This is a genomic window from Novacetimonas maltaceti, assembly GCF_002906255.1.
GTDB lineage: Bacteria > Pseudomonadota > Alphaproteobacteria > Acetobacterales > Acetobacteraceae > Novacetimonas > Novacetimonas maltaceti.
The window spans coordinates 1-25909 of sequence record NZ_POTC01000042.1; the positions used below are offsets into that span (position 1 = coordinate 1).

Genomic DNA, 25909 nt, shown 5'->3' on the forward strand with positions numbered 1-25909 from the left:
GTGGGTGCATGGGTGGGCATGGGTTGTTCCTCTCCCTTATTTTGTCGCCCATAATGCCCTAAATGACATCCGTGCGGAATGCCTGCCGAGGCATTATGAAAGGAAAATGACGATGGACCAGACGGAAAGCAGGCCGGGCGGGTGTGGCTGCCTGACACCGGAACAGCTGCGCGTCCTGCGTGAACATGGCACCGAACGCCCCGGTTCCAGCCCCCTGAATGATGAAAAACGCCCCGGTGAATATCGTTGCGCCGGGTGTGGTGCGGCGCTGTTTTCCTCCACCGCCAAGTATGACAGCGGTAGTGGTTGGCCCTCCTTCACGCAGGCCCTGCCCGGCGCGGTCGCCACCACCACGGATACCAGCCATGGCATGACCCGGACGGAGGTCCACTGCGCGCATTGCAATGGCCATCTGGGCCATGTCTTTCCCGACGGGCCGCCCCCCACCGGGCAGCGCTACTGCATGAACGGCATCGTGCTGGATTTCGTCCCGCGTGATGGTGGGGTGGGGGCATGATGGATTTTTCCCATGATCCCGGCGTCGTGGTCGTCACCCACCCGCTGGCGCAGCACAAGCTGACGCTGATGCGTGACGCGCGGACCTCGACGGGGGAGTTCCGCACGCTGGCGCGTGAACTCAGCGTGCTGCTGGGCTACGAGGCGATGCGCGACCTGCCGCTGGAGAACGTGGAGATCGAAACCCCGCTGGAACGCATGGACGCGCCCCGCCTTGCGGGCAAGAAGCTGTGCCTTGTGTCCATCCTGCGGGCGGGGAACGGGATCCTTGACGGGATGCTCGACCTCGTGCCGTCGGCGCGGGTGGGGCATATCGGCCTGTTCCGCGATCCCGAAACGCTGGAGCCTGTGGAATATTACCTCAAGCTGCCTGACGATATCGGGCGGCGCATCTGCATCGTGGTGGACCCGATGCTGGCGACGGGGCACAGTGCCGCGGCGGCGATCGCGCGTCTGAAACAGGCGGGGGCGGAAAATATCGTCTTCGTCTGCCTGCTTGCCGCGCCGCAGGGTGTTGCCTGCCTGCGTGCGGCACACCCGGATGTGCGGATCGTCACCTGTGCGATTGACCGCGAACTGGACGGCCATGGCTACATCCGGCCCGGCCTCGGGGATGCGGGGGATCGCCTGTTCGGCACGAAGTAGACAGGGAATCCGGGCTCTGCCCGGACCCGGCAGGGAGCACGCTCCCTGCACCCTGATTCATTGTCCGGGAAGTTCTGGAAAATCAGGGAAAGTCATAAAAGTTTTTGGTGAAGCTTTTTTTAAAAGTTTCGAAAGATGCTGCCCTTTTAAAAAAGGCAGTGCCCCCTCACGCGCGGCGCACGATATAGGTCTTCGACAGTTCCGCCTCCAGCGCGCGGGCATGTTCGGGGTCGCGTGCCTCGATCATGACCTCGAGTTCGGCGGCCTGCACGCTTGGCGTGGTGAACAGGCGCTGGTGCGAGACCTCGATGATGTTGCCGCCCGCATCGCCGATCTTGCGCGAGATGTCGGCCAGCACGCCGGGCCGGTCGGGGATTTCCATCTTCAGGCACAAAAGCCGCCCGTCGCGCAGGAGAGAGCGCAGCAGCGTGTTGGCCAGGATGCGGCTGTCGATGTTGCCACCCGTGATCGGCAGGGCGACGCGCCTGCCGCGGAACAGTTCGGGATATGTCAGCACGGCGGCAAGTGCGGTGGCGCCTGCGCCCTCGCTCACCTGCTTGGCGCCTTCGGCCAGCATGGTGATCGCGGTCTCGATCGCGCTTTCAGGCACCGTCAGCACGGTGGAGACGTGCTCGCGCATGACCTCGAGCGGCTGGCGCCCGACCTTGAGCACCGCGATCCCTTCGGCAATGGTCGGGCCGCCGGGGGGCAGGACCTCGTTGCCGGGAAAGCCGGAAAGGGAGGAGTAATTCTCCACCTGCACGCCGATGATATCCATCCCCGGACGCAGGGCGCGCGCACTGACCGCGCAGCCCGACAGCAGGCCGCCACCGCCGATGGGACACACGAAGGTGTCGAGTTCCCCCGCATCTTCGAGCAGTTCGAGCGCGAACGTGCCCTGTCCGGCCATGACTTCGGGATCGTCATAGGGATGGACGAACACGCGGCCTTCGCGTTCGCACAGTTCGTTGGCGTGGGCCGTGGCCTCGGCGAAGTTGTCGCCATGCAGGACGACGCGCGCGCCCCAGGCGGCCGTGCGCGTCACCTTGGCCACGGGGGTAAAGCGCGGCATGACGATCACCGCGTCAATGCCCAGAAGCGAGGCATGGCGGGCCACGCCCTGCGCATGGTTCCCGGCGGAAACCGTGATCACGCCACGCCTGCGCTCGCTCTCGTCAAGCAGTGCAAGCTTGTTGGCGGCGCCACGCTCCTTGAAGGAGCCCACGGCCTGCAGGTTGTCGAGCTTGAGCACGATATCCGCGCCGGTCGCCCGCGAAAGCGCCTGCGACGGAAGGGTCGGGGTGCGCAGGACACGCCCCTCGATCCGCCGTGCGGCGGCGCGGATATCGTCGAATGTGATCACGTTCTTCGCCTCAGCCGTAGGTGACGGCCAGTATTTCATAGGTGCGGTCGCCACCGGGGGCCGGGACGGACACGGTGTCGCCCACGCTCTTGCCGATCAGCGACTTGGCCAGCGGGGAGGAGACCGAAAGCAGGCCCTGCTTGATGTCAGCCTCATAGACGCCGACGATCTGGTAGGTGGCTTCCTTGTCGGTTTCCTCATCCACGAGGTGGACGCGCGCGCCGAATTTCACCTGGTCGCCCGACAGGGTGGCGGGGTCGATCACCTCGGCGGAGGAGACGATCTCCTCCAGTTCGAGGATGCGGCCTTCGGTAAAGGACTGGCGTTCGCGCGCGGCGTGGTATTCGGCGTTTTCCGACAGGTCGCCGTGGCTGCGTGCCTCGGCGATGGCCCGTATGATGGCCGGGCGTTCTTCACTCTTGAGCTTGCGAAGTTCTTCTTCGAGCCGTTGCAGGCCAGCGCCTGTCATCGGAAATTTCTGCAAGGTGTATCCCCGGGGTGAAGGTCAGCGTTCGATGACTGACGGATGGTGTGGTCATGGCGGACGCCCGCATGAAATGACCCCCGCCCATCCGCGCGGCCAAGGGGACCGGCGGACGGGCAGGGGTATGCGTGGCGTTCAGTACGATCCCTTAAAGTAGGATTGAAGCGGCGCGACTTCAAGAACCCCGTCGCGCATCGCGGCAATCGCATAGGTCGCGGCCCGCGCGCCCGCGATGGTGGTGTAGTGCGGGATGCCATGGGTCAGGGCGGAGCGGCGGATGTCGAAGCTGTCGGCCACGGCCTGCGCGCCCTGCGCGGTGTTGATGACCATCTGGATTTCGCCCGAACGGATCGCGTCCACGCAGTTGGGGCGTCCCTCCAGCACCTTGTTGATCACGCGCACCGCAACCCCGGCATCGCGCAGGCACTGCGCGGTGCCGCGGGTCGCGACCACGCTGAAGCCCATGTCCACCAGCCTGCGGCCCAGCGACTTGACGGCGGCCTTGTCGCTGTCGCGCACCGACAGGAACACTTCCCCCGACAGCGGCAGGCGCACGCCAGCGGCAAGCTGCGATTTGGCGAACGCACGCTCGAACGAGGCGTCGAGGCCCATGACCTCACCCGTGGAGCGCATTTCCGGCCCAAGGATCGTATCGACATCGGGGAAGCGGTTGAACGGGAACACCGCTTCCTTCACCGCGACATGCGGGGCCACCGCCTGGTCATCAAGGCGGAATTCCGACAGGCGGGCGCCAGCCATGACGCGCGCGCCGATCTTGGCGACGGGAACGCCCGTGGCCTTCGCGACGAAGGGCACGGTGCGCGATGCGCGGGGATTGACCTCCAGCACGAAGATGTCGTGCCCCTTGATCGCGTACTGCACGTTCATCAGCCCGACGATGCCGAGTTCGCGGGCCATGGCCTCCGTCTGTGCCTTCAGCTCGGTGACGATGGCGGGCGGCAGGGTATAGGGCGGCAGCGAGCAGGCGCTGTCGCCGGAATGGATGCCCGCTTCCTCGATATGTTCCATGACGCCGGCGACATAGACGTCGGTGCCATCGGCGATGCAGTCCACGTCGGCCTCGATCGCGTCATTGAGGTAGCGGTCGATCAGCACCGGCCCCGATGCGACATCATGCCCGGCAAGCTGCAGCGCCACGCGCATGTAACGCTGCAGGCTGGCGCGGTCATGCACGATTTCCATCGCGCGGCCACCCAGCACATAGGACGGGCGCACCACGACGGGGTATCCGATCCGCTCCGCCACGTCCTCGGCCTCGGCCGGGGAGCGCGCGATGCCGTTTTCGGGCTGGCGCAGGCCGACCTTGTGCAGCATCGCCTGGAAGCGCTCGCGGTCTTCCGCCCGGTCGATGGCGTCCGCCGGCGTGCCCAGCAGCGCAATTCCCGCCGTCTCCAGCGCATGCGACAGCTTCAGCGGCGTCTGCCCGCCATACTGCACGATGCAGCCCAGCACGGTGCCGTTTTCCTGTTCGCGGCGGATCAGGGCGATCACGTCCTCCGCCGTCAGGGGCTCGAAATACAGCCGGTCGGAGGTATCGTAATCGGTGGACACCGTCTCGGGGTTGCAGTTGACCATGATGGTCTCGAACCCCGCCTCGCGCAGGGCATAGGCCGCATGCACGCAGCAGTAGTCGAACTCGATCCCCTGCCCGATGCGGTTCGGCCCACCGCCAAGGATGACGATCTTCTTGCGATCTGTCGGGTCGCTTTCGCATTCCGGCGCGCCGAAGCCACCTTCATACGTGGAATACATGTATGGCGTGGGCGAGGCGAACTCACCCGCGCAGGTGTCGATCCGCTTGTAGGCGGGCGTCACGCCCAGGCGCGTGCGCAGTTCGAGGATTTCCGCCGCCGAGGTGCCCGACAGCCGCGCAAGCTGCACGTCGGAGAAGCCGAGGCTTTTCAGCGCGCGCATCTTGTCCGCGTCACGCGGCAGGCCGTCGCGCACGACGGCATGTTCGGCGGCGATGATCTTCTGCAGTTCACGCAGGAACCACGGCTCGAACCTGCAGGCGTCGTGGATGTCTTCCACGCTCAGGCCCGCGCGCAGGGCCTGCGCCGCCATCAGGATGCGTTCGGGGCGCGGCTGCGACAGGGCGGCGCGGAAGGCGTCCGGGCCGCCATCGCCCGGCGCGTCCACGGGGTCGAGGCCCGCAAGCCCGATTTCCATGGAGCGCAGGCCCTTCTGCATGGCTTCGGGGAAGGAGCGGCCGATGGCCATCGCCTCGCCCACGGACTTCATGCTGGTGGACAGCAGGGCCGGGGTGCCGGGGAACTTCTCGAACGTGAAGCGCGGGATCTTGACGACGACGTAGTCGATCGTCGGCTCGAACGAGGCCGGGGTGCTGCCGCCGGTGATGTCGTTGGCCAGTTCGTCGAGCGTATAGCCCACCGCAAGCTTCGCCGCGATCTTGGCGATGGGGAAGCCCGTCGCCTTGGATGCCAGCGCGGAGGAGCGCGAGACGCGGGGGTTCATCTCGATCACGACCATGCGGCCATCGACGGGGTTGATGCCGAACTGCACGTTCGACCCGCCGGTCTCCACCCCGATCTTGCGCAGGCACGCCAGCGAGGCGTCCCGCATGCGCTGGTATTCCTTGTCCGTCAGCGTCAGCGCCGGGGCAACGGTGATGGAATCCCCCGTATGCACGCCCATCGGGTCGATGTTCTCGATGGAGCAGATGATGATGCAGTTGTCGGCGGCGTCGCGCACGACCTCCATCTCGTACTCTTTCCAGCCGAGGACGGATTCCTCGATCAGCACCTCGGTCGTCGGCGAGGCGTCGAGGCCGGAGGAGACGATGCGGTCGAACTCCTCGCGGTTGTAGGCGATGCCGCCGCCCGATCCGCCCATGGTGAAGGACGGGCGGATGACCGATGGCAGGCCCACCTGCTTGAGCGCATCGCGCGCTTCGGCCAGGGTGTGGGCGATGACGCTGCGCGGGCTTTCGATGCCGATGGCGTCCATCGCCTCGCGGAACTTCTGCCGGTCCTCGGCGCGGTCGATCACCTCGGCGTTGGCACCGATCAGTTCGACATTGTGCTTCTTGAGGAAGCCCGACTTGTCGAGCGCCATCGCCGTGTTCAGTGCGGTCTGCCCGCCCATGGTGGGCAGGATGGCGTCGGGCTTTTCACGCAGGATGATGCGTTCGACGAATTCCGGGGTGATCGGCTCGATATAGGTCGCATCCGCAAGGCCCGGATCGGTCATGATCGTCGCCGGGTTGGAATTGACGAGGATGACGCGATAGCCCTCTTCCTTCAGGGCCTTGCACGCCTGCGCGCCGGAATAGTCGAATTCGCACGCCTGGCCGATCACGATCGGGCCGGCGCCGATAATCAGGATGGAGCTGATATCTGTCCGTTTGGGCATGTCGATACGGCTTTCAGGCGGTGGGGGAGAGGGAGTCGATCAGGGCGACGAAACGGTCGAACAGGTAGCGGCTGTCCGACGGGCCGGGGCTGGATTCGGGATGGTACTGCACCGAAAACGCGGGGTAGCGGTCGGACGCGATGCCTTCGTTCGATCCGTCGAACAGGCTGATATGCGTCGCGCGCACGCCATCGGGCAGGGTCTTGTCATCCACGGCGAAGCCATGGTTCTGGCTGGTGATTTCCACCCTGCCCGTTGCAAGATCCTTGACGGGCTGGTTCGCGCCGCGATGCCCGCGTTCCAGCTTGTAGGTCTTCGCCCCCAGCGTCAGGGCCAGCAACTGGTGGCCAAGGCAGATGCCGAACACCGGCTTGCCCGCTTCCAGCACGCCACGGATGGCGGGGACGGCATAGGACGCGGTGGCCGCCGGGTCGCCGGGGCCGTTGGACAGGAACACGCCCGCCGGGTCGTGCGACAGGATTTCCTCCGCCGTGGCGGTGGCGGGGACGACGATCACCTCGCACCCGGCCGATGTCAGGCAGCGCAGGATGTTGCGCTTTGCCCCGTAATCGACGGCGACGACGCGACGGCGCTTTGCCGGCAGCGGCACGGTGCCATGCGGCCAGTGCCACACGCCCTCATCCCAGCCATAGGCCTTGGCGCAGGTGACTTCGCGCGCGAGGTCCATGCCCTCCAGCCCCGGCCATGCGCGGGCCTGCGCCTGCAGGGCGGCGATGTCGATGTTGCCGTCGGCGGGATAGGCGACGATGGCCGTCTGCGGGCCGCCATCGCGGATGCGGCGCGTGATCGCGCGCGTGTCGATGCCGCAGATGCCGGGGATGCCGCGCGCCTTCAGCCACGCATCGAGCGATTCCACCGAGCGCCAGTTCGCGGGCGCGGTCAGGTCTTCCTTGACCACCAGCGCGCGCGCGGCGATGCGCGCGGCCTCGTCATCTTCGGGCGTGGTGCCGACATTGCCGATATGGGGGAAGGTGAAGGTGATGATCTGCCCCGCGAACGACGGGTCCGTCAGGGTTTCCTGATATCCCGTCATGCCGGTGGAGAAGCAGATCTCGCCAATGGCGGACGCGGCTTCGCCATGCGCGCCAAAGCCGCGTCCCCACAGGACGGTGCCATCGGCCAGGATCAGGGCGGCGGTCGCGGCGGGAGGACGCTCGGCCGGGACGGTCGGGGAGGGCGCGGTCATGGGGGGCTCCGGTCGGTCGGATTCTGTGGCGGGTTGCAGGTCGGACAGGGACAGCCCGGTTTCGCGCAGCACCACGGTCCAGTGCTTGGGCGGGATGGCGCGGGCCTGTCGCCATTTGCGCACGGCCTCGGTGCTGACACCTGTCAGGCGCGCGGCCTGTTCGGGGCCGCCAAGGCGCTTTATGATCTCTTCTATTGTCATCGGCATCTGGATGATTGTCCCTTCCGGGTCTATTTCCTATCAGCGGCCGAGAGGGATGGGAAGAAAATTCCGCACCCCGTCGAGGTCGCGGGAAGTGGGAAAAACATTCCCGGACGGGGTGGCCGTCCCGCATCCCCTTTCATCAACAGGAGTTTGAATATGTCCTTGCGCGCACGTTTCATGGAAGACCTCAAGACAGCCATGAAGGCCGGGCAGAGCGACCGTGTCGGCACGATCCGCATGATCACGGCGAAGCTGAAAGACCTCGATATCGCGGGCCGCGCCAAGGGGGAAGACCATGTCAGCGATGATGCCGTGATCGGCATGCTGCGCAGCATGGTCAAGTCGCGCACGGAATCCGCCGCGATGTACCTGCAGGGCGGCCGTCCCGAACTGGCGGAGAAGGAGGAGGCGGAAATCGCCCTGATCCGCAGCTACCTGCCCGCCGACCTTGACGAGGCGACGATCGAGGCCGCCGCGCGCGAGGCGATCGAGCGCACGGACGCGACCTCCATGAAGGACATGGGCCGTGTCATGGCGGCGCTGAAGACGCAGTTCGGCAGCGCGCTGGATGCCGCGATCGCAAGCTCGGTGGTCAAGTCGCTGCTGTCCACGCGCTGAGGGCAGGGCCAGCCATGGCGTTTGACCCCGCATTCCTTGACGAACTTCGCGCGCGCACCCCGATCACGTCGGTCATCGGGCGGCGCACGAAGCTTGTGCGCTCCGGCAGGAACTGGAAGGCGTGCTGCCCCTTCCACGGGGAAAAGACGCCATCGTTCTATGTCTATGACGACCATTTCCACTGCTTTGGCTGTGGCGTGCATGGCGATGTGATCTCCTTCGTCATGCAGAGCGAGGGGCGTTCCTTCCCCGAGGCGGTGGAGGAACTCGCCACTGCGGCGGGGCTGGAAATGCCGCGCATGGACCGTCACCAGCGCGACATGCAGCGCGAGGCGCGCACGCTGGGCGATGTGCTGGAGGCGGTACAGCAGGTCTGGCGGCTGCGCCTGCATCGCAACGAGGGGCGCGAGGGGCTGGCTTACCTGCGCGGGCGCGGCCTGACGGACGAGACGATCGCAGGCTTCGGCCTCGGCTGGTCCGGGGACGGGCGCGGGGGGCTGGTGCAGGAACTCGCGGCGCAGGACATCACGCCGCAGCTTCTGGCGCAGGCGGGCCTGATGCGCGTGGACGAACATGGGCAGCCGAAGGGCGAACTGTTCTTCAACCGCGTCACCTTTCCCATCCATGACCGGCGCGGGCGGCTGGTCTCCTTCGGTGGGCGCATCCTTGGCGATGGGCAGCCCAAATACCTCAACGGGCCGGAAACCGCGATCTTTGCCAAGCGCCGCGTCCTGTTCGGCCTTGACCGCGCCAGGACTGCCGTGCGCGGGCCGCGCGGCGGGGGCGATGCCAGCCCACGGCCCGAACTGCTGGTGGTCGAGGGCTACATGGATGTCATCGCCCTGCACCAGGCGGGGTTTGGCGGCGCGGTCGCCCCGCTGGGCACGGCGCTGACGGCGGAGCAGATGGAGGCGCTGTGGCAGGTCGCGCCCGCGCCGGTGCTGTGTTTCGATGGCGACGCGGCGGGGCAGCGCGCGGCGGTGAAGGCGGCAGAGACGGCGCTGCCGCTGCTCAATGTCGAACGGACCCTGCGCTTTTGCGTCCTGCCGGAGGGGGAAGACCCCGACAGCCTGCTGCGCCAGCGCGGCACGGCGGCGATGGCGGCCCTGATCGAGGGCGCGCGCCCGCTCAGCGAGGTGCTGTTCGGGCTGCTCAGCGAAGGGGTGCGCGATCCCGGCCCGGAGCAGCGCGCGGCCCTGCGGCAGCGGCTGGAGGCGGCGGCCGCCCTGATCCCGGAGAGGGCGCTGGCCTCGGAATACCGCTCCACCCTGCTGGACCGGTTCTTTGCCACGTTCCACCGCCGTCCCCCTGCCGGCCGCAAGGGGAAGGGAAAGGGCGCGTCCCCGCCGCCGCGCGCGTCAGCGGGCGTGCTGCCGGTAGCCCCGGACCTTGATGCGCAGGCCGTGGCGCAGGAACGCATGCGCATCCTGACCGCCATTCTGCTGCGCCATCCCGAAGTGCTGGAGGAAGTGCAGGATGCGTACTGCCGCCTGGACCTGCCGGTTGAACTCTCCGCGCTGCGGGCCGTCATGCTCGACATGCTGGCGGAGGTGGATGGCGACCCCGATGCCCCCACGCTGCTGGCGACATTGCAGGCGCGCATAGAGGAGGCGGAACTGTCGGACATGCGCGAACGCGTGCTGTCCTCGCATCCCCTGCCATTGTCGGCGCAGGAACGCGATGACCTGATGACCGTCGATGTGCGGCAGGAATGGTGGCACTTTTACGGACTTTTGAACCTGGAGCGTTTTGCCGCCGACGTGCGCCTCGATACGGAGCGGATGGGGGCGGGCGCATTTGATGAACGGCAGTGGGAAAACCTGCGTGTCCGGCTGCTGGCGCTGGAGTCGCTGCGGCGGGGCGGGAATATTCCCGACACGCAATGAACCGGCGGTGTTTTTGGGGAAATCAGGGCGTGCCCCTTGACTTCGGGGGGTGAATCGACCACCTGCACCTGTCGAAAGAACTGTATGCTATACAATGGCCGTATTTGTGTTTCCGCCGTGCACACCGCGTGACGGAAAACGGCGGACGGGACAGTGTTCCCCGATGCAGGGGCCTTGATGTTTCCGCCCGGACCGGGCGGGCCACAGATTTGCTGGGTAGGGATTGATCGGGCATGGCGACAAAGACAGCCGCGGGAACGGATGCAGCTTCCGGTGATCAGGACAATGACACCACCTTGCTGGATACGCAGTCCGGAGCCGTCAAAAGGCTGATCGCACGCGGCAAGGAACGGGGCTACATCACCTTTGACGAACTGAATGCGGTCCTGCCGCAGGACCAGATGTCCTCCGAACAGATCGAGGATGTCATGGCGGCCCTGTCGGAGATGGGGATGCAGGTCGTCGAGAACGAGGACAACGACAGCGAGTCCGACGACACCGCCGCCGAACCCGAGGCCAAGAGCGAGGAACCCGCCGAGGGCGAGGGCGAGGAGCCGGCGGCAGGCAACGTCGACAGCGAGAACCTGGGCCGCACCGACGACCCGGTGCGCATGTACCTGCGCGAAATGGGGTCGGTCGAACTCCTCTCCCGCGAGGGCGAGATCGCGATCGCCAAGCGCATCGAGGCGGGCCGTGACGAGATGATCGGCGGCCTGTGCGAAAGCCCGCTGACGTTCCGCGCCATCATTTCGTGGCATGAACGGCTCAAGGCCGGGGAAATGCTGCTGCGTGACATCGTCGATCTCGAGGCGATGCAGTCCGGCAACGCTGGTCCCGGCGAGGAAGCGGAAGAGGGCGAGGAGGCCGAGGCCGAAGACGGTTTCGAAGCCCCTTCGGAGAACGAGGAGTCCGAGGAAGGCGAGGGTGAGGGCGAAGGCGCCGGCCTGTCGCTTTCCGCGCTGGAGGAAAAGCTCAAGCCCGAGATCCTGCAGCAGTTCGAGGAGGTCGAGGCCCTCTATGCCCGCCTGCATGAACTGCAGGCCACGCGGCTCGAGAAGCTGACATCCGGTGGCGAGATCTCCGCCGAGGCGGAAGCCGCGTATGAGCAGTTGCGCTGCGAACTCGTCGGCAAGGTGCAGCAGGTCCACCTGCACAACACCCGCATCGAGGTGCTGGTGGAGCACCTGAAGGCCATCTTCCAGCGCCTCAACGGGCTGGAGGGGCGCATGCTGCGCCTTGCGGAAAGCACCAAGGTCTCGCGTGAGGATTTTCTGCTGAAATATCGCGGGCGCGAGCTTGATCCGGGCTGGGTGGACGTTGTCTCCGCCCTGCCGGGCAAGGCGTGGAAGAACTTTGTCGCCAAGCACATGGATACGGTCATCCGCCTGCGCGGGCAGGTGGCGGAACTGACGCAGGAGACGGGGCTGCCGGTGGGCGAATTCCGCCGCGTCTATGCCACCGTGTCGCGCGGCGAGCGTGATTCCGCGCGCGCCAAGAAGGAAATGATCGAGGCGAACCTGCGTCTCGTGATCTCGATTGCCAAGAAATACACCAATCGCGGCCTGCAGTTCCTCGACCTGATCCAGGAAGGCAATATCGGCCTGATGAAGGCGGTGGACAAATTCGAATACCGCCGTGGCTACAAGTTCTCCACCTATGCGACATGGTGGATCCGCCAGGCGATCACGCGCTCCATCGCGGACCAGGCGCGCACGATCCGCATCCCGGTCCACATGATCGAGACGATCAACAAGCTGGTGCGTACCTCGCGCCAGATGCTGCATGAGATCGGGCGCGAACCCGCGCCGGAGGAACTGGCCGAAAAGCTGGGCATGCCGCTGGAGAAGGTGCGCAAGGTGCTCAAGATCGCCAAGGAACCCATCTCCCTCGAAACCCCGATCGGGGATGAGGAAGACAGCCACCTTGGCGACTTCATCGAGGACAAGACGGCGGTCATCCCGCTCGACGCCGCGATCCAGACCAACCTGCGCGAGGCGACGACGCGCGTGCTGTCGTCACTCACCCCGCGCGAGGAGCGCGTGCTGCGCATGCGTTTTGGCATCGGCATGAACACCGATCATACGCTTGAGGAAGTGGGCCAGCAGTTCAACGTGACGCGTGAACGCATCCGCCAGATCGAGGCCAAGGCGCTGCGCAAGCTCAAGCATCCCAGCCGCAGCCGCAAGCTTCGCTCCTTCCTTGACGATAACTGATCGTCCCATGGGCCGGGGCATGGCGGCGGGGATCACGCAGGTGACGGTGGATGTGACGTTCCTGTGCATGGACCGCGCCCCACCCGGCCCCATTCCAGCATTGCCGGAAGGTTATGAGATACGGCGGGAGGTCCATCCCGCCGTATCGCTGTACCGCGACCTGTACAACCGCGTCGGGCAGGATTACTGCTGGTGGCTGCGGCGCGTGATGGGGGATGCGCAACTGGCGGACCTGCTGGGCAATCCGGCGGTCGGTGTCTATATCCTGCGCCACCATGGGGAAGTGGCCGGGTTCTTTGAACTCGACGCGCGGCAATGCCCGGATATCAACCTTGCCTATTTCGGGCTGCTTCCCCAATGGATCGGGCGCGGGGTCGGGCTGTCGTTCCTGCATGCCGCCATCCGCACGGCATGGTGGCAGCGGCCTGCCGCATTGCGGGTCAATACCTGCTCCGCCGACCATCCCCGTGCGCTTCCCAACTATATCCGGGCGGGATTCCGCGTGGTCAGGGTGCTGCGTGAAGTGTGGGACATCCCGGATCATATCGGGCTGCGCCTGCCGGAAATCTCATGGAATCCGGGACTTGCCCACCGTTCAGGCTCATAATTAATGTAATTGTATTATTATTTTTGCTCTACCCGTTGTTATGACAACGCATGGAACCAATATCCCCTTCAGAAAAGGAGGTATGGTCGGGTGGAATACAATTTTTCCTATTATTCGTTTTGCGGTATCGACAAATCTGCCCTGCTGTCAGGTCTTGGCATGCAGGACACCGGCAATGTGGACGCCAATGGGCAGTATGATTTTACCATGGCGCAACTGCCGGACCACTGGATTGTCTTCCGCTACAATAACCTTGGCCGTCCGCCTGCCGTCGCGCGGGCTGCCCTGTCACGGCAGGGCACCCTGATTGCATGCGACGTGCGTGAAGGCGAGCATGTCTGCCGTGTCGAATGTTACGAACATGGCGCGCTGAAATGGTCCATCTTCCATGATGGGGAGGCCGGCGATACGCTCGACCTGCAGGTGACGGGTGTCGTGCCGCCCACCCTGGCTCCCATGCGCAGGGCCGCCTTTGCCGCGCAGCAGAAGGCCGACCAGGCCGGGGAGGAGGCGCATTACATGTACTGGCTGCCGCTTGACTTCGCCGCCAGCCTGACCGGTTACCGCTATGACCGCGAAACATACCCGTGGGGCACGCCGCAGTTCACGGAAATCGAGCCGGTCGTCCCGGCCACGTTCTGAGGCCCCATGGAAGGGACCGTCGGTTCAGGTGGCGGTTCCTTCGCGCAGGCGGGTATAGAACGCCTCGATCTGGCGAGCCTGCTGGTCGGGGTTGAAACGCTGCATGTCCCAGTGCTGCGGCCCCCACTGCCGCATCCGCCGCAGGCCCTGCGCCATGGCGGTGACATCGCCGGGCGGGACAAGGGAAGGGGAGGCGGCGGGCAGGATGTCCAGTACCCCGCCCGCTGCCGTCGCGAGGACCGGCAGGTCCGCCGACATGGCCTCAAGCAGGGCAAGCCCGAAGGGTTCATGCAGCGAAGGCATGACGAAACCGTCGAGCATGTGCAGGTCGGCCGGAAAGTCGGAGCGGTAGCCAGGGAAGATGACATTCCCGCCCCCCAGGGCCGCCAGTCGCGCATGCTCCGGCCCGTCACCGAACAGGATCAGCCGCGCATCGGGCAGGGCGGCCTGCTGGAACGCGCGGATCAGGATGTCAAATCCCTTTTTGGCCACCATCCGTCCCCCCGCGCCGATCAGGAACGTCGTGTCCCCCACGCCGAAGTGCGCGCGCATGCGCTGGCGTTCGGCAGGCGTCGGGCGCGGGCGTGAATGTGTCCAGTTGCCGATGATGGTCCGCGCGCCCGTGAAGGAGGGCGGGATTTCAGCCGCCTGCCAGCGCGCAATGCAGATCAGCGCATCACAGCGGCCATAGGCGCGCGCGCTGAAGCGGCTGTGCAGGGTGGCGAGCAGCGGCACATGGCGTGGGCGCGGCAGCAGGCCAATGCGGAAGCTGCTCTTGCCCAGGTGGGTATGGATCACGTCGGGACGGAAATCCGACAGCGTCTTCAGGTAGGACAGGCAGTATCCGCCACGCCCGGCGCGGACCATGCGCACGGGGGCGGCGATATGGGGGGTGATGTCACTGCCGGTCAGGGGATCTGTGGTCTGGCGGTCGATATGGATGCAGACATCGTGGCGACGCGCCTGCATCGTGGCCAGTTCGGTCACATAACGTTCGGTTCCGGCAAATTCACGGGTCATTATGCAATGTAGAATTCGCAAGATGACGTCCTCGGGATGCTGCGGGATACACGACTATCGTGCATGGATAGTGGAAAAAAAAACCCCACAAAGCAGAGAATGCTTAAAAACTGTTTCAAAGCGGCATGGGCATGGCGTTGCTACATGGGCGGGAATATCGGGGCAACCGCGCTTTTTTCCTTGTCTGCGGGTGATGATCGTGCTTCAACGCGCACCTTCCCTGCCGGGTGCGTGGCATCGCCCCCGGCTATACCCGCGTCATGCGGCAGCATGATGGCGCGGTGGACCGTGTCCGTCGCGAAAGGGGTTGAACAGATCCGAAGGGAGTTCCCATGCCATTGTATGAAACCGTGCTGATTGCACGTAACGACGTGTCGCAGCAGCAGGTCGAAGCCATCGCCGATGGTATCGCAACCGTGCTGGAAGCTGAATCCGGTTCGATCAAGAAGCGTGAATACTGGGGCCTGCGGACCCTGGCGTACCGCATCAAGAAGAACCGCAAGGGGCACTACATGCTCCTCGGCCTCGATGCGACGCCCGCCGCCATCAAGGAAATCGAGCGCCAGCTCAGCCTGAACGAAGACGTCCTGCGCGTGCTGATGCTGCGCGTTGACGAAATCGACGAGGCCCCGTCCGTGATCCTGTCGCGCAAGGGTGACGAGCGCGAGCGTGGATTCCGTGGTCCGAAGCCCGCCGGCCGTTTCGAAAGCGGCCGCGGCAACAGTGGCGGCCCGCGCCGCAACTATGACGACCGCGAGGAGTTCCGCGCCCGTAACGAGCGTGAAGAACAGCAGCGCAACAATGCCGGCGCCCCCGCCAGCAGCGAAGCGGAGTAAGAGCTGATGTCCGAGACAACCGAGATCAACCCCGCCGCCCGTCGCGTGGCCGTGGGTGCGCGTCGTCCGTTTTACCGTCGCCGCAAGTCCTGCCCGTTCTCCGGCCCCAACGCGCCGCAGATCGACTACAAGGACGTGCGCCTGCTGAGCCGCTTCCTGTCCGAGCGTGGCAAGATCGTCCCCAGCCGCATCACGGCAGTGTCCGCCAAGAAGCAGCGCGAACTGGCCCAGGCCATCAAGCGCGCCCGTTTCCTGGCCCTGCTGCCCTATATCGTAAGCTGAGGGAGGCAGAACCATGTCCGCAGTAGAACTCATCCTGCTCCAGCGCGTCGAGAAGCTGGGCCAGATGGGCGAGATCGTCACGGTGAAGCCGGGCTATGCCCGCAACTTCCTCCTGCCGCAGGGCAAGGCGATCCGCGCCAACGCGCACAACCGCGAGCGTTTCGAGCGTGAGCGCGTGCAGCTTGAGGCCCAGAACCTCAAGCGTCGCGAGGAGGCCGAGCGCCTGTCCGAGCGCATGCACGGCCTGTCCGTCATCCTGATCCGTCAGGCCGGCGACAGCGGCAGCCTGTATGGCTCCGTCACCACCCGTGACATCGCCGAGGCGACGACCCAGGCTGGCCTGACGATCTCGCGTTCGAAGGTCATCCTGCCCGAGCCGATCAAGCAGCTTGGTGTGTACGAAGTCCGTGTTGCGCTGCATCCGGAAGTTTCGATGCAGGTCAGCGTGAACGTCGCCCGTTCGGAAGAAGAAGCCGAACGTCAGGCACGCGGTGAGGAAATCGGCGCCGAGCGCGACGACGATGCCTCCGGCTTTGTCGAGGAAGCGGTCGAAGTCGAAGCCGCTCCCGAAGAAGCCGTTGCCGAGACGACGGAAGAACACCCCGCCGCCTGAGTTGGCGTGCAGGCTGGTCCATCCCTGTGATGGGCCGGATGTTCAGGGCATGAAGGCCCGGTGGGAATGTCCCGCCGGGCCTTCTGTCATTTTGGGGGAGACGCTCAGGGCTCTGCCCTGAAACCCGCCAAAGGGCATTGCCCTTTGGAAACCATGACTTAATCCATGAATCGGGGCAGGGGCTGCGCTTTTCCAGCCCGGAAAATATCTGGCAATCGTAAAGAAGTTTTTGGTGAAGCTTTTTTCAAAAAGCTTCGGAAGACGCCGCCTTTTTGGAAAAAGGGGAGCCCCTTCCTTTATCAGGAAGCCGAAGGCTGACGCCCCAGATGGGCATGCGCCAGCCGGTCAAAATCGGCAATGTCCAGCGTTTCCGCGCGCCGGTTTCCCGCAATGCCCGCAGCCTCCAGCAATGCTTCCCCCCCGATGCCACGCAGCGCGCCCCGCAGCATCTTGCGTCGCTGCCCGAAGGCTGCGGCCGTGACCTGCTCCATCGCGCGGAACAGGGCAGGGTCGGGTTGGTGCGCGTGCGGGATCAGGTTGACGACGGCGGACTGCACCTTGGGCGGTGGGGAAAAGGCCCCCGGCGGAATGGTCATGACGATCCCGCAGCGTGCGACCCATTGCGACAGGACCGCCAGCCGCCCGTAATGGTCCGAATCCGGCGTGGCGCAGATACGCTCCGCCACCTCAAGCTGGAACATCAGCGTCAGGCGCGCCCACTGGCTGGCCTGACGCAGCCAGCCGATCAGCAGCGGCGTGCCGACATTATAGGGCAGGTTGGCGACGATCTGGCGCGGGGCAGGGCACAGGTCGGTCAGGTCGCGACGCATGGCGTCGGCCTCCACCACATGCAGGCGCCTAGGATATGACGCTGCCAGTTCGTTCATGATGACGATGGCGCGGGCATCGACCTCCACCACCGTCAGGCTGGCGGCAGGCGTATCCAGCAGCGCACGCGTCAGGCCACCGGGGCCGGGGCCGACCTCCACCACGTTCACGCCATCAAGCCTGCCCGCCATGCCCGCGATGCGCGCGGTAATGCCGGGGTCGAGCAGGAAATGCTGCCCAAGCGACTTGCGGGCGTCCAGCCCGTGCCGCGCGATGACGTCACGCAGTGATTCGCGCGGTGGGGGGGCGGAAAGGGTCATGCCGGGCGGGGTCAGGACTTGGAACGCATGTCGATGACCGCGCGGCGATGCAGGTCGCGATCCAGTTGGCGCGAGGTCTGTTCCACACGTTCGTTGAGCAACTGGTCGGCAATCTCGCTTGGCGTCTGCAGGGCGACGTTACGCTCCTCGCGCTTGCAGACCATGATGAGGGCGATGCCATCCATGGAGACAAGCGGGTGGCTGGCCTCTCCGGGCTTGAGGTTTTCCAGCACTTCGCGCATCTGCGGATTCAGGCGGTCAACGCGCAGTTCACCGGGATCGGTGGGGTGTTTTTCGCCGTATTTCTTGTTCAGCGCTTCCATCTCGTCACAGGACTTGACCTTGCCGGCAAGTTCGCTGGCCTGTTGCAGGGTCTGCTTCTGCTGGTCGGACGGGTCCTGCGGGTTGAGTGGCTGCGTAAAGGGCAGGAACGCCTGATGGATGCTCAGGATGGTCGCCATTTCATGGCCGACCGTGCGGCGGCTGTTGATGGTCGCGATCACGTATCCACCGGCAACGCGGATGGGGTTGGAAATAGCGCCATCGGGCATCTTGCGCGCGACCTCGACCACTTCGGGGTCAAGGCTGTCTTCCTGCGTCCAGCCGAGCATCCCGCCTTCAAGCGCGCTCTGGCTCTGGGAGAACTGGGCCGCGACGATGGGGAACGGCGCGCCCTCGCGCAGTTCCTGGATGATGGTCTCGGTGAATTTCAGTTCGGTTTCGGGATGGTGGGGATCCTCGACCGGGACGAAGATCTCGCTGATCATGTACTGCGGCTTGCCATCCTCGCGCTTCAGCGCGTCGGTGCGCTGCTGGATCTCGGTCGCGGTGATGCGCCCGCGTGACCCGGTTTCCATGCGCAGCACCTGCGACCACCCCACCTGCACGCGGATCTGGTCGATCAGGGTGGTGAGCGAGATGCTGTCCTGCGCCAGACGGTTGCGCAGGGAGTTTTCGGGCATGCCGTTGCGCTGCTCGATCCCGGCGATGGCGGCAGCGATCTGCGCGACGGGCACGTTGATGTGCCGCTCCAGCATTGCCTCCATGCGCAGGCGCTCATCAATCAGCTGGCGCACGATCTGCGGGCGCAGGCGGGTCATGATGTCGTCGCTGACATCCAGCCCCGATGACAGCGCGAACAGCCGCCCGCGCGTATCGACGTCGCGCTTCGTCAGGACAGAGCCATTGACGATGGCGATGATCGAATCCTCGGTCTGGGGTTCCGCCTCGGTGCCGGCGGCCGCCTTGTGGCGGGCGTGGTGGGGGCTGGCGGCATGGGCGTCGTGGGTGGGGGCGACGGCCATCGCCGCGCCCAGCAGCAGGCCCGCGCCCACGCACGATGCCAGCGCGCGTGCCTGCCGGGTCGCACGACGGGAGGGGACGCTGCCGGGAACGCTGCCAGGGGTGGCGGAAAACCAACGCATTCAGATCAATCTTTCACGCATCATCAGCCATTCATGCCAAACGAACCGATGGTCTTGAACGTCAGGGAGAACATTACGGTCGAATTGCTCTGCTGACCACCAATTGTGGTGTACTGTTTGAGATACATCACATCAATGCCGAAACAGTCATTCTGGTATCCCGCGTCGCCACCCACGGACACGCTCTGCTGGCGTGACAGGCTGCGGCGGATATACCCCGCAAGGTGCCAGTTGTCCCACGTTGTCGACGCGCCGAATGTCAGTTCGCTGATGGGTTTATAGTAGATCGACGGCGGCGTCGAGGTATAGGGATTGTTTGCGTAATAATAGTAAGGCGTCACCGGTTCATAGATATAGCCGCCATTGACGCGGAAATACTTGAACCCGGCACTTCCCAGCGCATCGGCGAAATCGACGCGCCCGGCATACGGGTCAAGCCGCATTTTCCCATCAAAATCAAAGAAGTGGTTGGGAACGATGCGCGTGCCCATCACCACGTCCGACAGGTGGTGGCTCAGTCCCGAATAGGGGATGCGGTCATGTTCGACATGCTCCTGGAAGCTTTCGCCCACCAGCACGTCAACCTGGTGGCCATCCCATGTCCAGTTCGAATGCAGCCCGACATTGGCGCGCAGCCCGCCATCCAGCCGGTCTGTCCCGGCATAGCGGTTCAGCGCGAACAGCGTCTGGTCGGTGAATTCATATGACAGGCTGTCTTCGTTGGGGATGAAGCGCGACGAACTGTTGCCGGTGTTCGGTGCGGCGATGATCTGCGCGATGGGTTCAAGGATTTCCGAGCCGCGCCCATGGTTGAAGCTGCGCAGGAAGGGCCAGTTGAGCTTCAGCGCCACCGTGGGCAGGACTTCGCCCGCCACCTGGCTGCGGGTGGTCTTGGCATAGTTCGGCTGCTCGTTAAGCTGTGTCGCGCGGTGGATGGCCGATTCGACATGCAGCGTCAGGTCCCAGATCTGTCCCAGCGAATTGCGGAATGGCCTGTCCCAGTTGAGTGTCAGCTGCCCGCGCTGGTCCGATGTCCCGTTTTCACGATAGACGTAGAAATCGGTGGTATCGAGGCTGAAACGCCCGCCAAGCGCGTCGGGCTGCCCGAAATAGCTGTAGGTGTAGCGCGGCAGCACCCACGGCAGGTCGCGGTTGTGGATGATGCCTTCGTTCAGCCCCTGATAGGCCTGCGCATCGACGCGCGAATACGACCCGGTGCCGAACCCTTCGAGGTAGATGTTCGAATTCAGCGTATCCTGCCCGTAGCCGGATATGCGGTAGTCACGCATGTAGTTGGCGGAACTGGCGACGTTGATGTGCGCGCCAAGCCGCCATGTCTTGTTCAGGGAGAAGCGGCCCGAGCCAAAGAAATAGCCCTGCACGCCATGGTTGTCCTTACTGTCGACCTCGTCGCCGAAAGTATTGATGTAGTTGATGTCATGGTGGGTGTCATAGGCGATGCCCGCGCGCACGTTCATGCTGCCGAAATTGAAGCGGTGGCGGTACTGCGCGCTGAGCTGCGGGCCGGTGCGGGTGGAGAACAGCCCTTCGGCCACCAGGTCCGACTGCCCGTCGATCACCCAGTAATACGGGATGGTGACATACGTGCCGAGGTAGCGGTTGTGCGGCGTGAAGCCGGGCGTGAGGAAGCCGCTCTGCCGTCGCACGGACGGGTCGGTCATGGAGAAGGCGGGCAGGTAGAAGATCGGCACGCCGAAGAAATCCACGAACGCATCGCGGAATTCGATGCGCTTGTGCTGCAGGTCGTGCGATGCGTCATAGGCGCGGATCTGCCAGAAGGGCGCGCGTTCGGGATGGCGGTCGCAGATTTCGCATGCGGTATAGACGACGCGCGTCAGGTCATTGACCTTGCCGCCCGTGCGCCGCACGCCGTTTGCCGCCATGCGGGCATTGTCGTCCATCTGCGCGTACATCTTGCTCATGATGCCGTCGCGCATGCCGTTGCTCAGTTCGGCATAGCTGGTGAACATCACCGTCCCGTCGGGTTCGACCACCGCGACATTGCCCGAGGCCGAGGCCACGCCGGTATTGCGGTCGTAGATCACCTTGTCCGCCCTCATGACCTGGTCGTTCTGCCAGATCTGGACATTGCCGCTCCAGATCGCAAGTCCGTTCTTGCTGTCATAGGCGACATGGTCGGCCTGGAACGTGACGGGATCGCCGGTGGATACCGTGCTCGACGACGCCGTGCCATGCTGGGGCGCATTGGCGGGTATCGTGGCGTCCGGCTGCGATGCGGCGGCCTGCGAACGGACATGCCGTCCCCGCATGGACGGGGCCCCCTGCTTTACCGGGGCCTGCAGTGGCTGCGATGCGTCGGGGGTGGTGTCTGGAGCGCTGGCGGCATGGGCCGTGGCCATTCCCCATGCGATCATTCCCCCCAGGAACGTCGCCGACAGCAACGCCAGGCGCGATACCCGCCGCGGCGTGACAGGGCGCATGCGCTCAGGGTCGCGGGTGCGGCGCGACAGGGGAAGGGGACGGACCATTAACCGTCCTCTAGATGAAGAAGCAATGAAACTGCAAGACAAAGCCCCGCCCCGGTGGGGGCCCACGCCGCCAGCACGGGGGGAAGCGCACCCGATTCCCCGAACTGCGCCGCGATCTTGGAGATGGCGAACAGCGCGAAACCGGCCCCCACGCCCAGGCTGATCATCCGCACCACGCCGCCGCGTCGCGCCTGGCGCATGGAAAACCCCGCCGCCACCAGCGCCATCGTGCCGCACAGGACCGGCAGTGTCAGCAGGCTCTGGAAACGCAGGCGGTGGCGGATGGAGGAAAAGCCCGAACGGTTGAGCAGCTTGATGAACCCCGGCAGCGCCCAGACCGACAGCGTGTTGGGCGAGGCGAGGCTGTCCTGCACCCCCGCCAGCGTCAGGTCGGCGGGCAGGGTCATCTGCCCCATGTCCACCGGTTTTTCATCGGGGCGCAGCAGGCGCGCCTCCTCCAGCACCCAGCGCCTGTTGCCGAGGTAGCCGCGCGTCGCCTCGATCCGCGCGAGCATGTGGTCATGCCCGTCGAGGCGGAAGATGCTGACGCCGGAAATGCGCATCACATTGTCCCGCAGCCTGACGCGCCGGGCATGGACGATGGCGACGCCATGGTCCACCAGCCCGTTGTCGGACTGGCGCATCCACAGGGCGCCGCCACTCATGTTGATGGTCTTGACCGTGCTTTCGCGCAGATACTGCTGGTCCAGGATTTCCGCACGGCGGTACATGGCCGACGACAGGGGGCTGATGACGGTGGTCGACAGCGCGCCGATCAGGATGGCGCACCCGACCGGCCCGGCCAGGAACTGCCACGCGGAAATGCCCGCCGCGCGCGCCACCACCAGTTCGGACGAGCGCGCCAGCCGCCAGAAGCAGATGATCCCGCCCAGCAGCACGCCAAAGGGCAGGATTTCCAGCATGGCGAAGGGGATGTGCAGGAATGCGATCTCGCTGACGAGGGAGGCGGGCACGTTGGGCCTGCTGGAGACGCGGCGCAGCAGGTCGATGAAATCGAACAGCGTGATCAGCCCCGTCAGGAACGCGATCACCGCCAGCACGGCAGAGGTGAACTGCCGCGCGATATACAGCGAGAGGGTACGGGCGAAGGTCATCGTGGCGGGGCCGTCCCGGTATCCGCGCGGCGGGTGCGGAATTCGGGCCAGAACAGGATGGCCATGCACACCAGTCCCGGCACGAGGGCGCTGATCCACATCAGCGGCATCAGCGCGAGGTTGCGGCTGGCGAGGTTCTGCACCAGCAGCGTCAGCGCCTGCACCGCCACCACCGCCAGCGTGGCCGCCACCGGACGCATGATGTTGCCATGGCGCGAGAACCCGCCCCCCAGCGTGCTGAGCAGGCCGATCATGGCAAAGGAAAACGCGCATAGCGGCGATGTCAGCCGGCGCCATGCCTCGATGATCATCTTTTTCTCGTCACGCGGTGAAAACTGCCGCAGGTTCGGGTGCAGCAGGGCGGTGATCGGCAGTTCGTTCGCATCGGGCTGGCGGGCCTGCGTGCCGTGCGGGGCGGACAGGTCGATGGTGTTGCGCTCGAAGCTCAGCATGTTCAGCCGTCCCGTCTTGTGGTCGATTTCCTGGCGGGACCCATTGAACAGGACGACGCGCGGCTGGTCATTGATGATGACCAGACTTCCTTCCTCCGCCAGGATGGTGGCCTGCGCGTCGGGCTGGCGGTCGTCTTCGACCATGATCCCATGCAGCAGCCCGTTTTCGTCGCGGGTGCGGATATAGACGGTCATGTTGTCCGAAACCTGCGTGAACACCCCGTCCTGGATCAGGAAGGCCGCCATCTTGTTGCGGATCTGGTATTCATACTGGCGGAAGCCATGATACGACGCCGGCACCACCCACAGGTTGAGGGCATAGCACGCCATCACCGACACCAGGGCGCACAGCAGCGCCGGGCGCGCCATCATGAACGGCGACAGCCCGGCCGCCTGCATGACCGTGAGTTCGCGGTCGGAGGCCAGCCGCTGGTAGATGAACTGCACCACCACGAAGGTGGTGATCGGCAGGATGACCGCGACGAAGGAAGGGATCAGCAGACTGGTCAACTGCACGAACACCCGCAGCGACAGCCCGCGCCCGACCACCAGCGAGACGAAATGCAGCGACTGCGTCAGCCAGATGAGAAGGGCGAGCGCCCCGGTCGTCGCGACAAGCGCCAGCAGCAGCTGCCGCAGGACATAGCGGTCCAGAATCGACAGGCGCGTGGAGAAGCGTTGGGTGACGGGATAGGCGACAGGCATGCTCCTGTCTAACCCTCATCGCGGTGCATAAAAAGGTATGTTACCGCAAAGGTCTGAAACAGTCTGTGTCCGTCGGGCATCGCGTCCGTGCGTCATGGCGTGGCGGGTGGGAAGATTTTCCCCGGATTCATCAGGTCGCGCGGGTCGAGCGCCGCCTTGATGCGGCGCATGGTCGCAAGCTCCGCGCCCCCGCGCCATTCCGTCATCATGTAGGGCTTGAGCTGTCCCACCCCATGTTCGGCGGAGAACGAGCCATCAAGGTCGCGCACGATGTCGGCCACCGTGTCCATGATGTCATGGCTGCGCGCCAGGAAGGCGTCGGCCGGCATGTCCACCGGCTGCACCAGGTTGAAATGGATGTTGCCATCGCCCAGGTGCCCGAACGGGGCGGGACGGATGCCGGGGATCAGGTCCTCGCACGCCCGCGTTGCGCGCGCGATCAGTTCGGGCACCCGCCCCACGGGGACGGACACGTCGTTCTTGACGCTTGCGCCAGCGCGCTTCTGCGCCTCTGCATGTTCCTCGCGCAGTTTCCACAGGCTGGCGCGCTGCCCCTCGCTCTCGGCCATGACGGCGTCGGTCACGATGCCCTTTTCCATCGCATCGGCCAGCACGCCTTCCATGAACTCACGCAGGTCCGCGCCCGGGCGTGGCGTTGCAAGTTCCACCAGGACATAGGCCGGGGCAGGCTGTTCGAGCGGCAGGCTGGCACCGGCAATCAGTTCGTTGACCAGCGCCATGCCCGTGCCCGACATGTATTCGAACGCCTGGATCAGGGCTGGGTCGAGCGTGCGGAACGCGCTGAACAGCGCAAGCGCGCCCTGCGCGTCCTCGACCGCGCACAGGGCGACCTCGACCTCCTTCGGCGCGGGCTGGAGCTGGATGATCGCGCGCGTGATGAAGCCCAGCGTCCCTTCGGACCCCACGAACAGCTGCCGCAGCGCGTATCCGGTATTGTCCTTGCGCAGGCGGCGCAGGCCGTGGAACACTTCCCCGTCGGGCAGGACCGCCTCCAGCCCCAGCACCAGTTCGCGCGCATTGCCGTAACGCACGGTGTTGTTGCCGCCCGCGTTCGTCGCAAGCACGCCGCCCATCTGCGCCGACCCTTCGGAGGAGATCGACAGCGGCAGCATCATCCCGGCCTCCCGCGCGGCATCCTGCGCGACCTTCAGGGGGACGCCGGCCTCCACCTCCATCGTCATCTCGTGGGGGTCGATGCCACGGATGCGGTTCATGCGCCCCATGCAGATGACCACTTCGCGCCCGCTGTCGTCGGGGGTCGCGCCGCCCACCATGCTGGTGTTGCCGCCCTGTGGCACCATGGGCACGCCATGCGCGACACACAGGCGCACCGCCTCCGACAGTTCACGGGTATCCGCCGGGCGCAGCACCGCAAGCGCGCGGCCATGGTACAGGTTGCGCCAGTCAGTGCAGAACGGGTCCATGTCACCCGCCGCCGTCAGCATCCCCGACGGTCCCAGAAGCTGGGCAAGCTGTTCAAGCAGCCGCGTGGGATCTGCGGGCGTGGGGGATACGGCGGTCATGATGGCTGGCTTCCTGAAAGCTGGTGGGGATACGGGGGCGATGGCTGCATGAGCGGGTGCATGCCCTCGCCATGTGTCTGTGGCGCGATGTAGGGCGCGCTGGCCTGCGCGGGCGAACTGTCGAGCGCATGGAACAGTTCCGTCACCGCGATCCCCGCCAGCGTGCCGATGGCCAGCGCCAGCATCAGGGTGGTGCGCCGGGGGGTGGCGCGCGCGGGCGTTGCGGCAAGGCGCGCCTGGATCTGCGCCAGTGTCGTCTGCGTCTCCGCGCGGGCCTGCTGTGTCAGCCGCAGTTCGTCCTGCAGCTTGTCATTGATCCTGCGCGAATTGCGCAGTTCATCGTCAAGCCTGCGGATGCTGTCCGCCATTTCGGAGATGCGGGCGTGGGAATCCTTGATTTCGCGCTGGGCCGCACGAGCGCCGCGGCCCAGCGCGAAATCAAGGATTCCCACGCCCGCATCTCCGAAATGGCGGACAGCAGC

The 25909-nt window shown here is 65.3% G+C and carries 21 protein-coding genes and 1 pseudogene; 10 read left to right on the forward strand and 12 right to left on the reverse strand.

The features are described from left to right. The first annotated feature begins 106 nt into the window (after positions 1 to 106). Together msrB and upp are read left to right on the forward strand one after the other, a co-directional pair. Positions 107 to 517: a peptide-methionine (R)-S-oxide reductase MsrB gene (gene msrB / locus KMAL_RS12545; protein ID WP_180999826.1), complete on the forward strand. Its 411-nt coding sequence runs from the start codon at positions 107 to 109 to the stop codon at positions 515 to 517. After that, the gene (gene upp, locus KMAL_RS12550) at positions 514 to 1161 is read left to right on the forward strand and encodes a uracil phosphoribosyltransferase (RefSeq protein WP_110096028.1); all 648 of its coding nucleotides are present in this window, start codon (positions 514 to 516) and stop codon (positions 1159 to 1161) included. Before msrB ends, upp begins: the two co-directional genes overlap by 4 nt. 166 nt (positions 1162 to 1327) lie before the next feature. Here the strand turns inward: upp and KMAL_RS12555 are convergent, their stop codons facing one another. From KMAL_RS12555 to carA, 4 genes are all read right to left on the reverse strand, one after another. Further along, positions 1328 to 2524, reverse strand: a complete 1197-nt coding sequence (locus KMAL_RS12555) for a threonine ammonia-lyase (protein ID WP_110096029.1) — start codon at positions 2522 to 2524, stop codon at positions 1328 to 1330. Between the two features lie 10 nt (positions 2525 to 2534). After that, the gene (greA, locus tag KMAL_RS12560) at positions 2535 to 3008 is read right to left on the reverse strand and encodes a transcription elongation factor GreA (protein ID WP_110096030.1); all 474 of its coding nucleotides are present in this window, start codon (positions 3006 to 3008) and stop codon (positions 2535 to 2537) included. A 135-nt stretch (positions 3009 to 3143) separates the two neighbouring features. Next, the gene (carB, locus tag KMAL_RS12565) at positions 3144 to 6401 is read right to left on the reverse strand and encodes a carbamoyl-phosphate synthase large subunit (RefSeq protein WP_110096031.1); all 3258 of its coding nucleotides are present in this window, start codon (positions 6399 to 6401) and stop codon (positions 3144 to 3146) included. A 13-nt stretch (positions 6402 to 6414) separates the two neighbouring features. After that, positions 6415 to 7815 carry a glutamine-hydrolyzing carbamoyl-phosphate synthase small subunit gene (carA, locus tag KMAL_RS12570; protein WP_110096032.1) on the reverse strand — a complete coding sequence of 467 codons (1401 nt, stop codon included), beginning with the start codon at positions 7813 to 7815 and terminating at the stop codon, positions 6415 to 6417. A 153-nt stretch (positions 7816 to 7968) separates the two neighbouring features. Between carA and KMAL_RS12575 the strand changes: the two genes are divergently transcribed. The 5 genes from KMAL_RS12575 to KMAL_RS12595 all read left to right on the forward strand — a co-directional run bounded on the left by KMAL_RS12575 (position 7969) and on the right by KMAL_RS12595 (position 13778). Next, complete coding sequence (locus KMAL_RS12575) at positions 7969 to 8430, forward strand: GatB/YqeY domain-containing protein (RefSeq protein ID WP_110096033.1); 462 nt, start codon at positions 7969 to 7971, stop codon at positions 8428 to 8430. Between the two features lie 14 nt (positions 8431 to 8444). Next, on the forward strand, positions 8445 to 10316 hold the full coding sequence (gene dnaG / locus KMAL_RS12580) for a DNA primase (RefSeq protein ID WP_110096034.1): 1872 nt from the start codon (positions 8445 to 8447) through the stop codon (positions 10314 to 10316). A gap of 233 nt (positions 10317 to 10549) precedes the next feature. Then, positions 10550 to 12529 (forward strand): RNA polymerase sigma factor RpoD, encoded by a 1980-nt coding sequence (gene rpoD, locus KMAL_RS12585; RefSeq protein ID WP_110096035.1) that lies wholly within the window; start codon positions 10550 to 10552, stop codon positions 12527 to 12529. A 7-nt stretch (positions 12530 to 12536) separates the two neighbouring features. After that, a complete protein-coding gene (locus KMAL_RS12590; RefSeq protein ID WP_110096036.1) occupies positions 12537 to 13136 on the forward strand; it encodes a GNAT family N-acetyltransferase in 600 nt (199 codons plus the stop codon). 90 nt (positions 13137 to 13226) lie between these two features. Further along, positions 13227 to 13778, forward strand: a complete 552-nt coding sequence (locus KMAL_RS12595; RefSeq protein ID WP_110096037.1) for a hypothetical protein — start codon at positions 13227 to 13229, stop codon at positions 13776 to 13778. Between the two features lie 24 nt (positions 13779 to 13802). Here KMAL_RS12595 and KMAL_RS12600 read toward each other — a convergent pair whose 3' ends face one another. Further along, a complete protein-coding gene (locus KMAL_RS12600; protein ID WP_110096038.1) occupies positions 13803 to 14798 on the reverse strand; it encodes a glycosyltransferase family 4 protein in 996 nt (331 codons plus the stop codon). Between the two features lie 332 nt (positions 14799 to 15130). On the opposite strand from KMAL_RS12600, the gene rpsF reads away from it, so the two are divergent. Genes rpsF through rplI form a run of 3 tightly spaced genes read left to right on the forward strand, consistent with a single transcriptional unit; the run spans position 15131 to position 16529 of the window. After that, on the forward strand, positions 15131 to 15634 hold the full coding sequence (gene rpsF / locus KMAL_RS12605; protein ID WP_110096039.1) for a 30S ribosomal protein S6: 504 nt from the start codon (positions 15131 to 15133) through the stop codon (positions 15632 to 15634). Positions 15635 to 15640: 6 nt separating this feature from the next. Beyond that, positions 15641 to 15916 carry a 30S ribosomal protein S18 gene (rpsR, locus tag KMAL_RS12610; RefSeq protein WP_110096040.1) on the forward strand — a complete coding sequence of 92 codons (276 nt, stop codon included), beginning with the start codon at positions 15641 to 15643 and terminating at the stop codon, positions 15914 to 15916. Positions 15917 to 15929: 13 nt separating this feature from the next. After that, a complete protein-coding gene (gene rplI, locus KMAL_RS12615) occupies positions 15930 to 16529 on the forward strand; it encodes a 50S ribosomal protein L9 (protein WP_110096041.1) in 600 nt (199 codons plus the stop codon). A 299-nt stretch (positions 16530 to 16828) separates the two neighbouring features. On the opposite strand, the gene rsmA is transcribed toward rplI, so the two are convergent. The 7 genes and pseudogenes from rsmA to KMAL_RS12650 form a co-directional block, all read right to left on the reverse strand. After that, a complete protein-coding gene (rsmA, locus tag KMAL_RS12620) occupies positions 16829 to 17677 on the reverse strand; it encodes a 16S rRNA (adenine(1518)-N(6)/adenine(1519)-N(6))-dimethyltransferase RsmA (protein ID WP_110096042.1) in 849 nt (282 codons plus the stop codon). 11 nt (positions 17678 to 17688) lie between these two features. Next, on the reverse strand, positions 17689 to 19101 hold the full coding sequence (locus KMAL_RS12625) for a peptidylprolyl isomerase (protein WP_110096043.1): 1413 nt from the start codon (positions 19099 to 19101) through the stop codon (positions 17689 to 17691). Between the two features lie 23 nt (positions 19102 to 19124). Next, positions 19125 to 21611, reverse strand: a complete 2487-nt coding sequence (locus KMAL_RS12630; RefSeq protein ID WP_110096044.1) for an LPS-assembly protein LptD — start codon at positions 21609 to 21611, stop codon at positions 19125 to 19127. Next, positions 21611 to 22726: an LPS export ABC transporter permease LptG gene (gene lptG / locus KMAL_RS12635; protein ID WP_110096045.1), complete on the reverse strand. Its 1116-nt coding sequence runs from the start codon at positions 22724 to 22726 to the stop codon at positions 21611 to 21613. Before lptG ends, KMAL_RS12630 begins: the two co-directional genes overlap by 1 nt. Continuing rightward, positions 22723 to 23883 carry an LPS export ABC transporter permease LptF gene (lptF, locus tag KMAL_RS12640; protein ID WP_110096046.1) on the reverse strand — a complete coding sequence of 387 codons (1161 nt, stop codon included), beginning with the start codon at positions 23881 to 23883 and terminating at the stop codon, positions 22723 to 22725. Before lptF ends, lptG begins: the two co-directional genes overlap by 4 nt. A 92-nt stretch (positions 23884 to 23975) precedes the next feature. Then, positions 23976 to 25427: an FAD-binding oxidoreductase gene (locus tag KMAL_RS12645; RefSeq protein ID WP_110096047.1), complete on the reverse strand. Its 1452-nt coding sequence runs from the start codon at positions 25425 to 25427 to the stop codon at positions 23976 to 23978. Continuing rightward, positions 25424 to 25909, reverse strand: a pseudogene (locus tag KMAL_RS12650) (hypothetical protein); the annotation flags it as partial. The pseudogene KMAL_RS12650 and the gene KMAL_RS12645, both read right to left, overlap by 4 nt.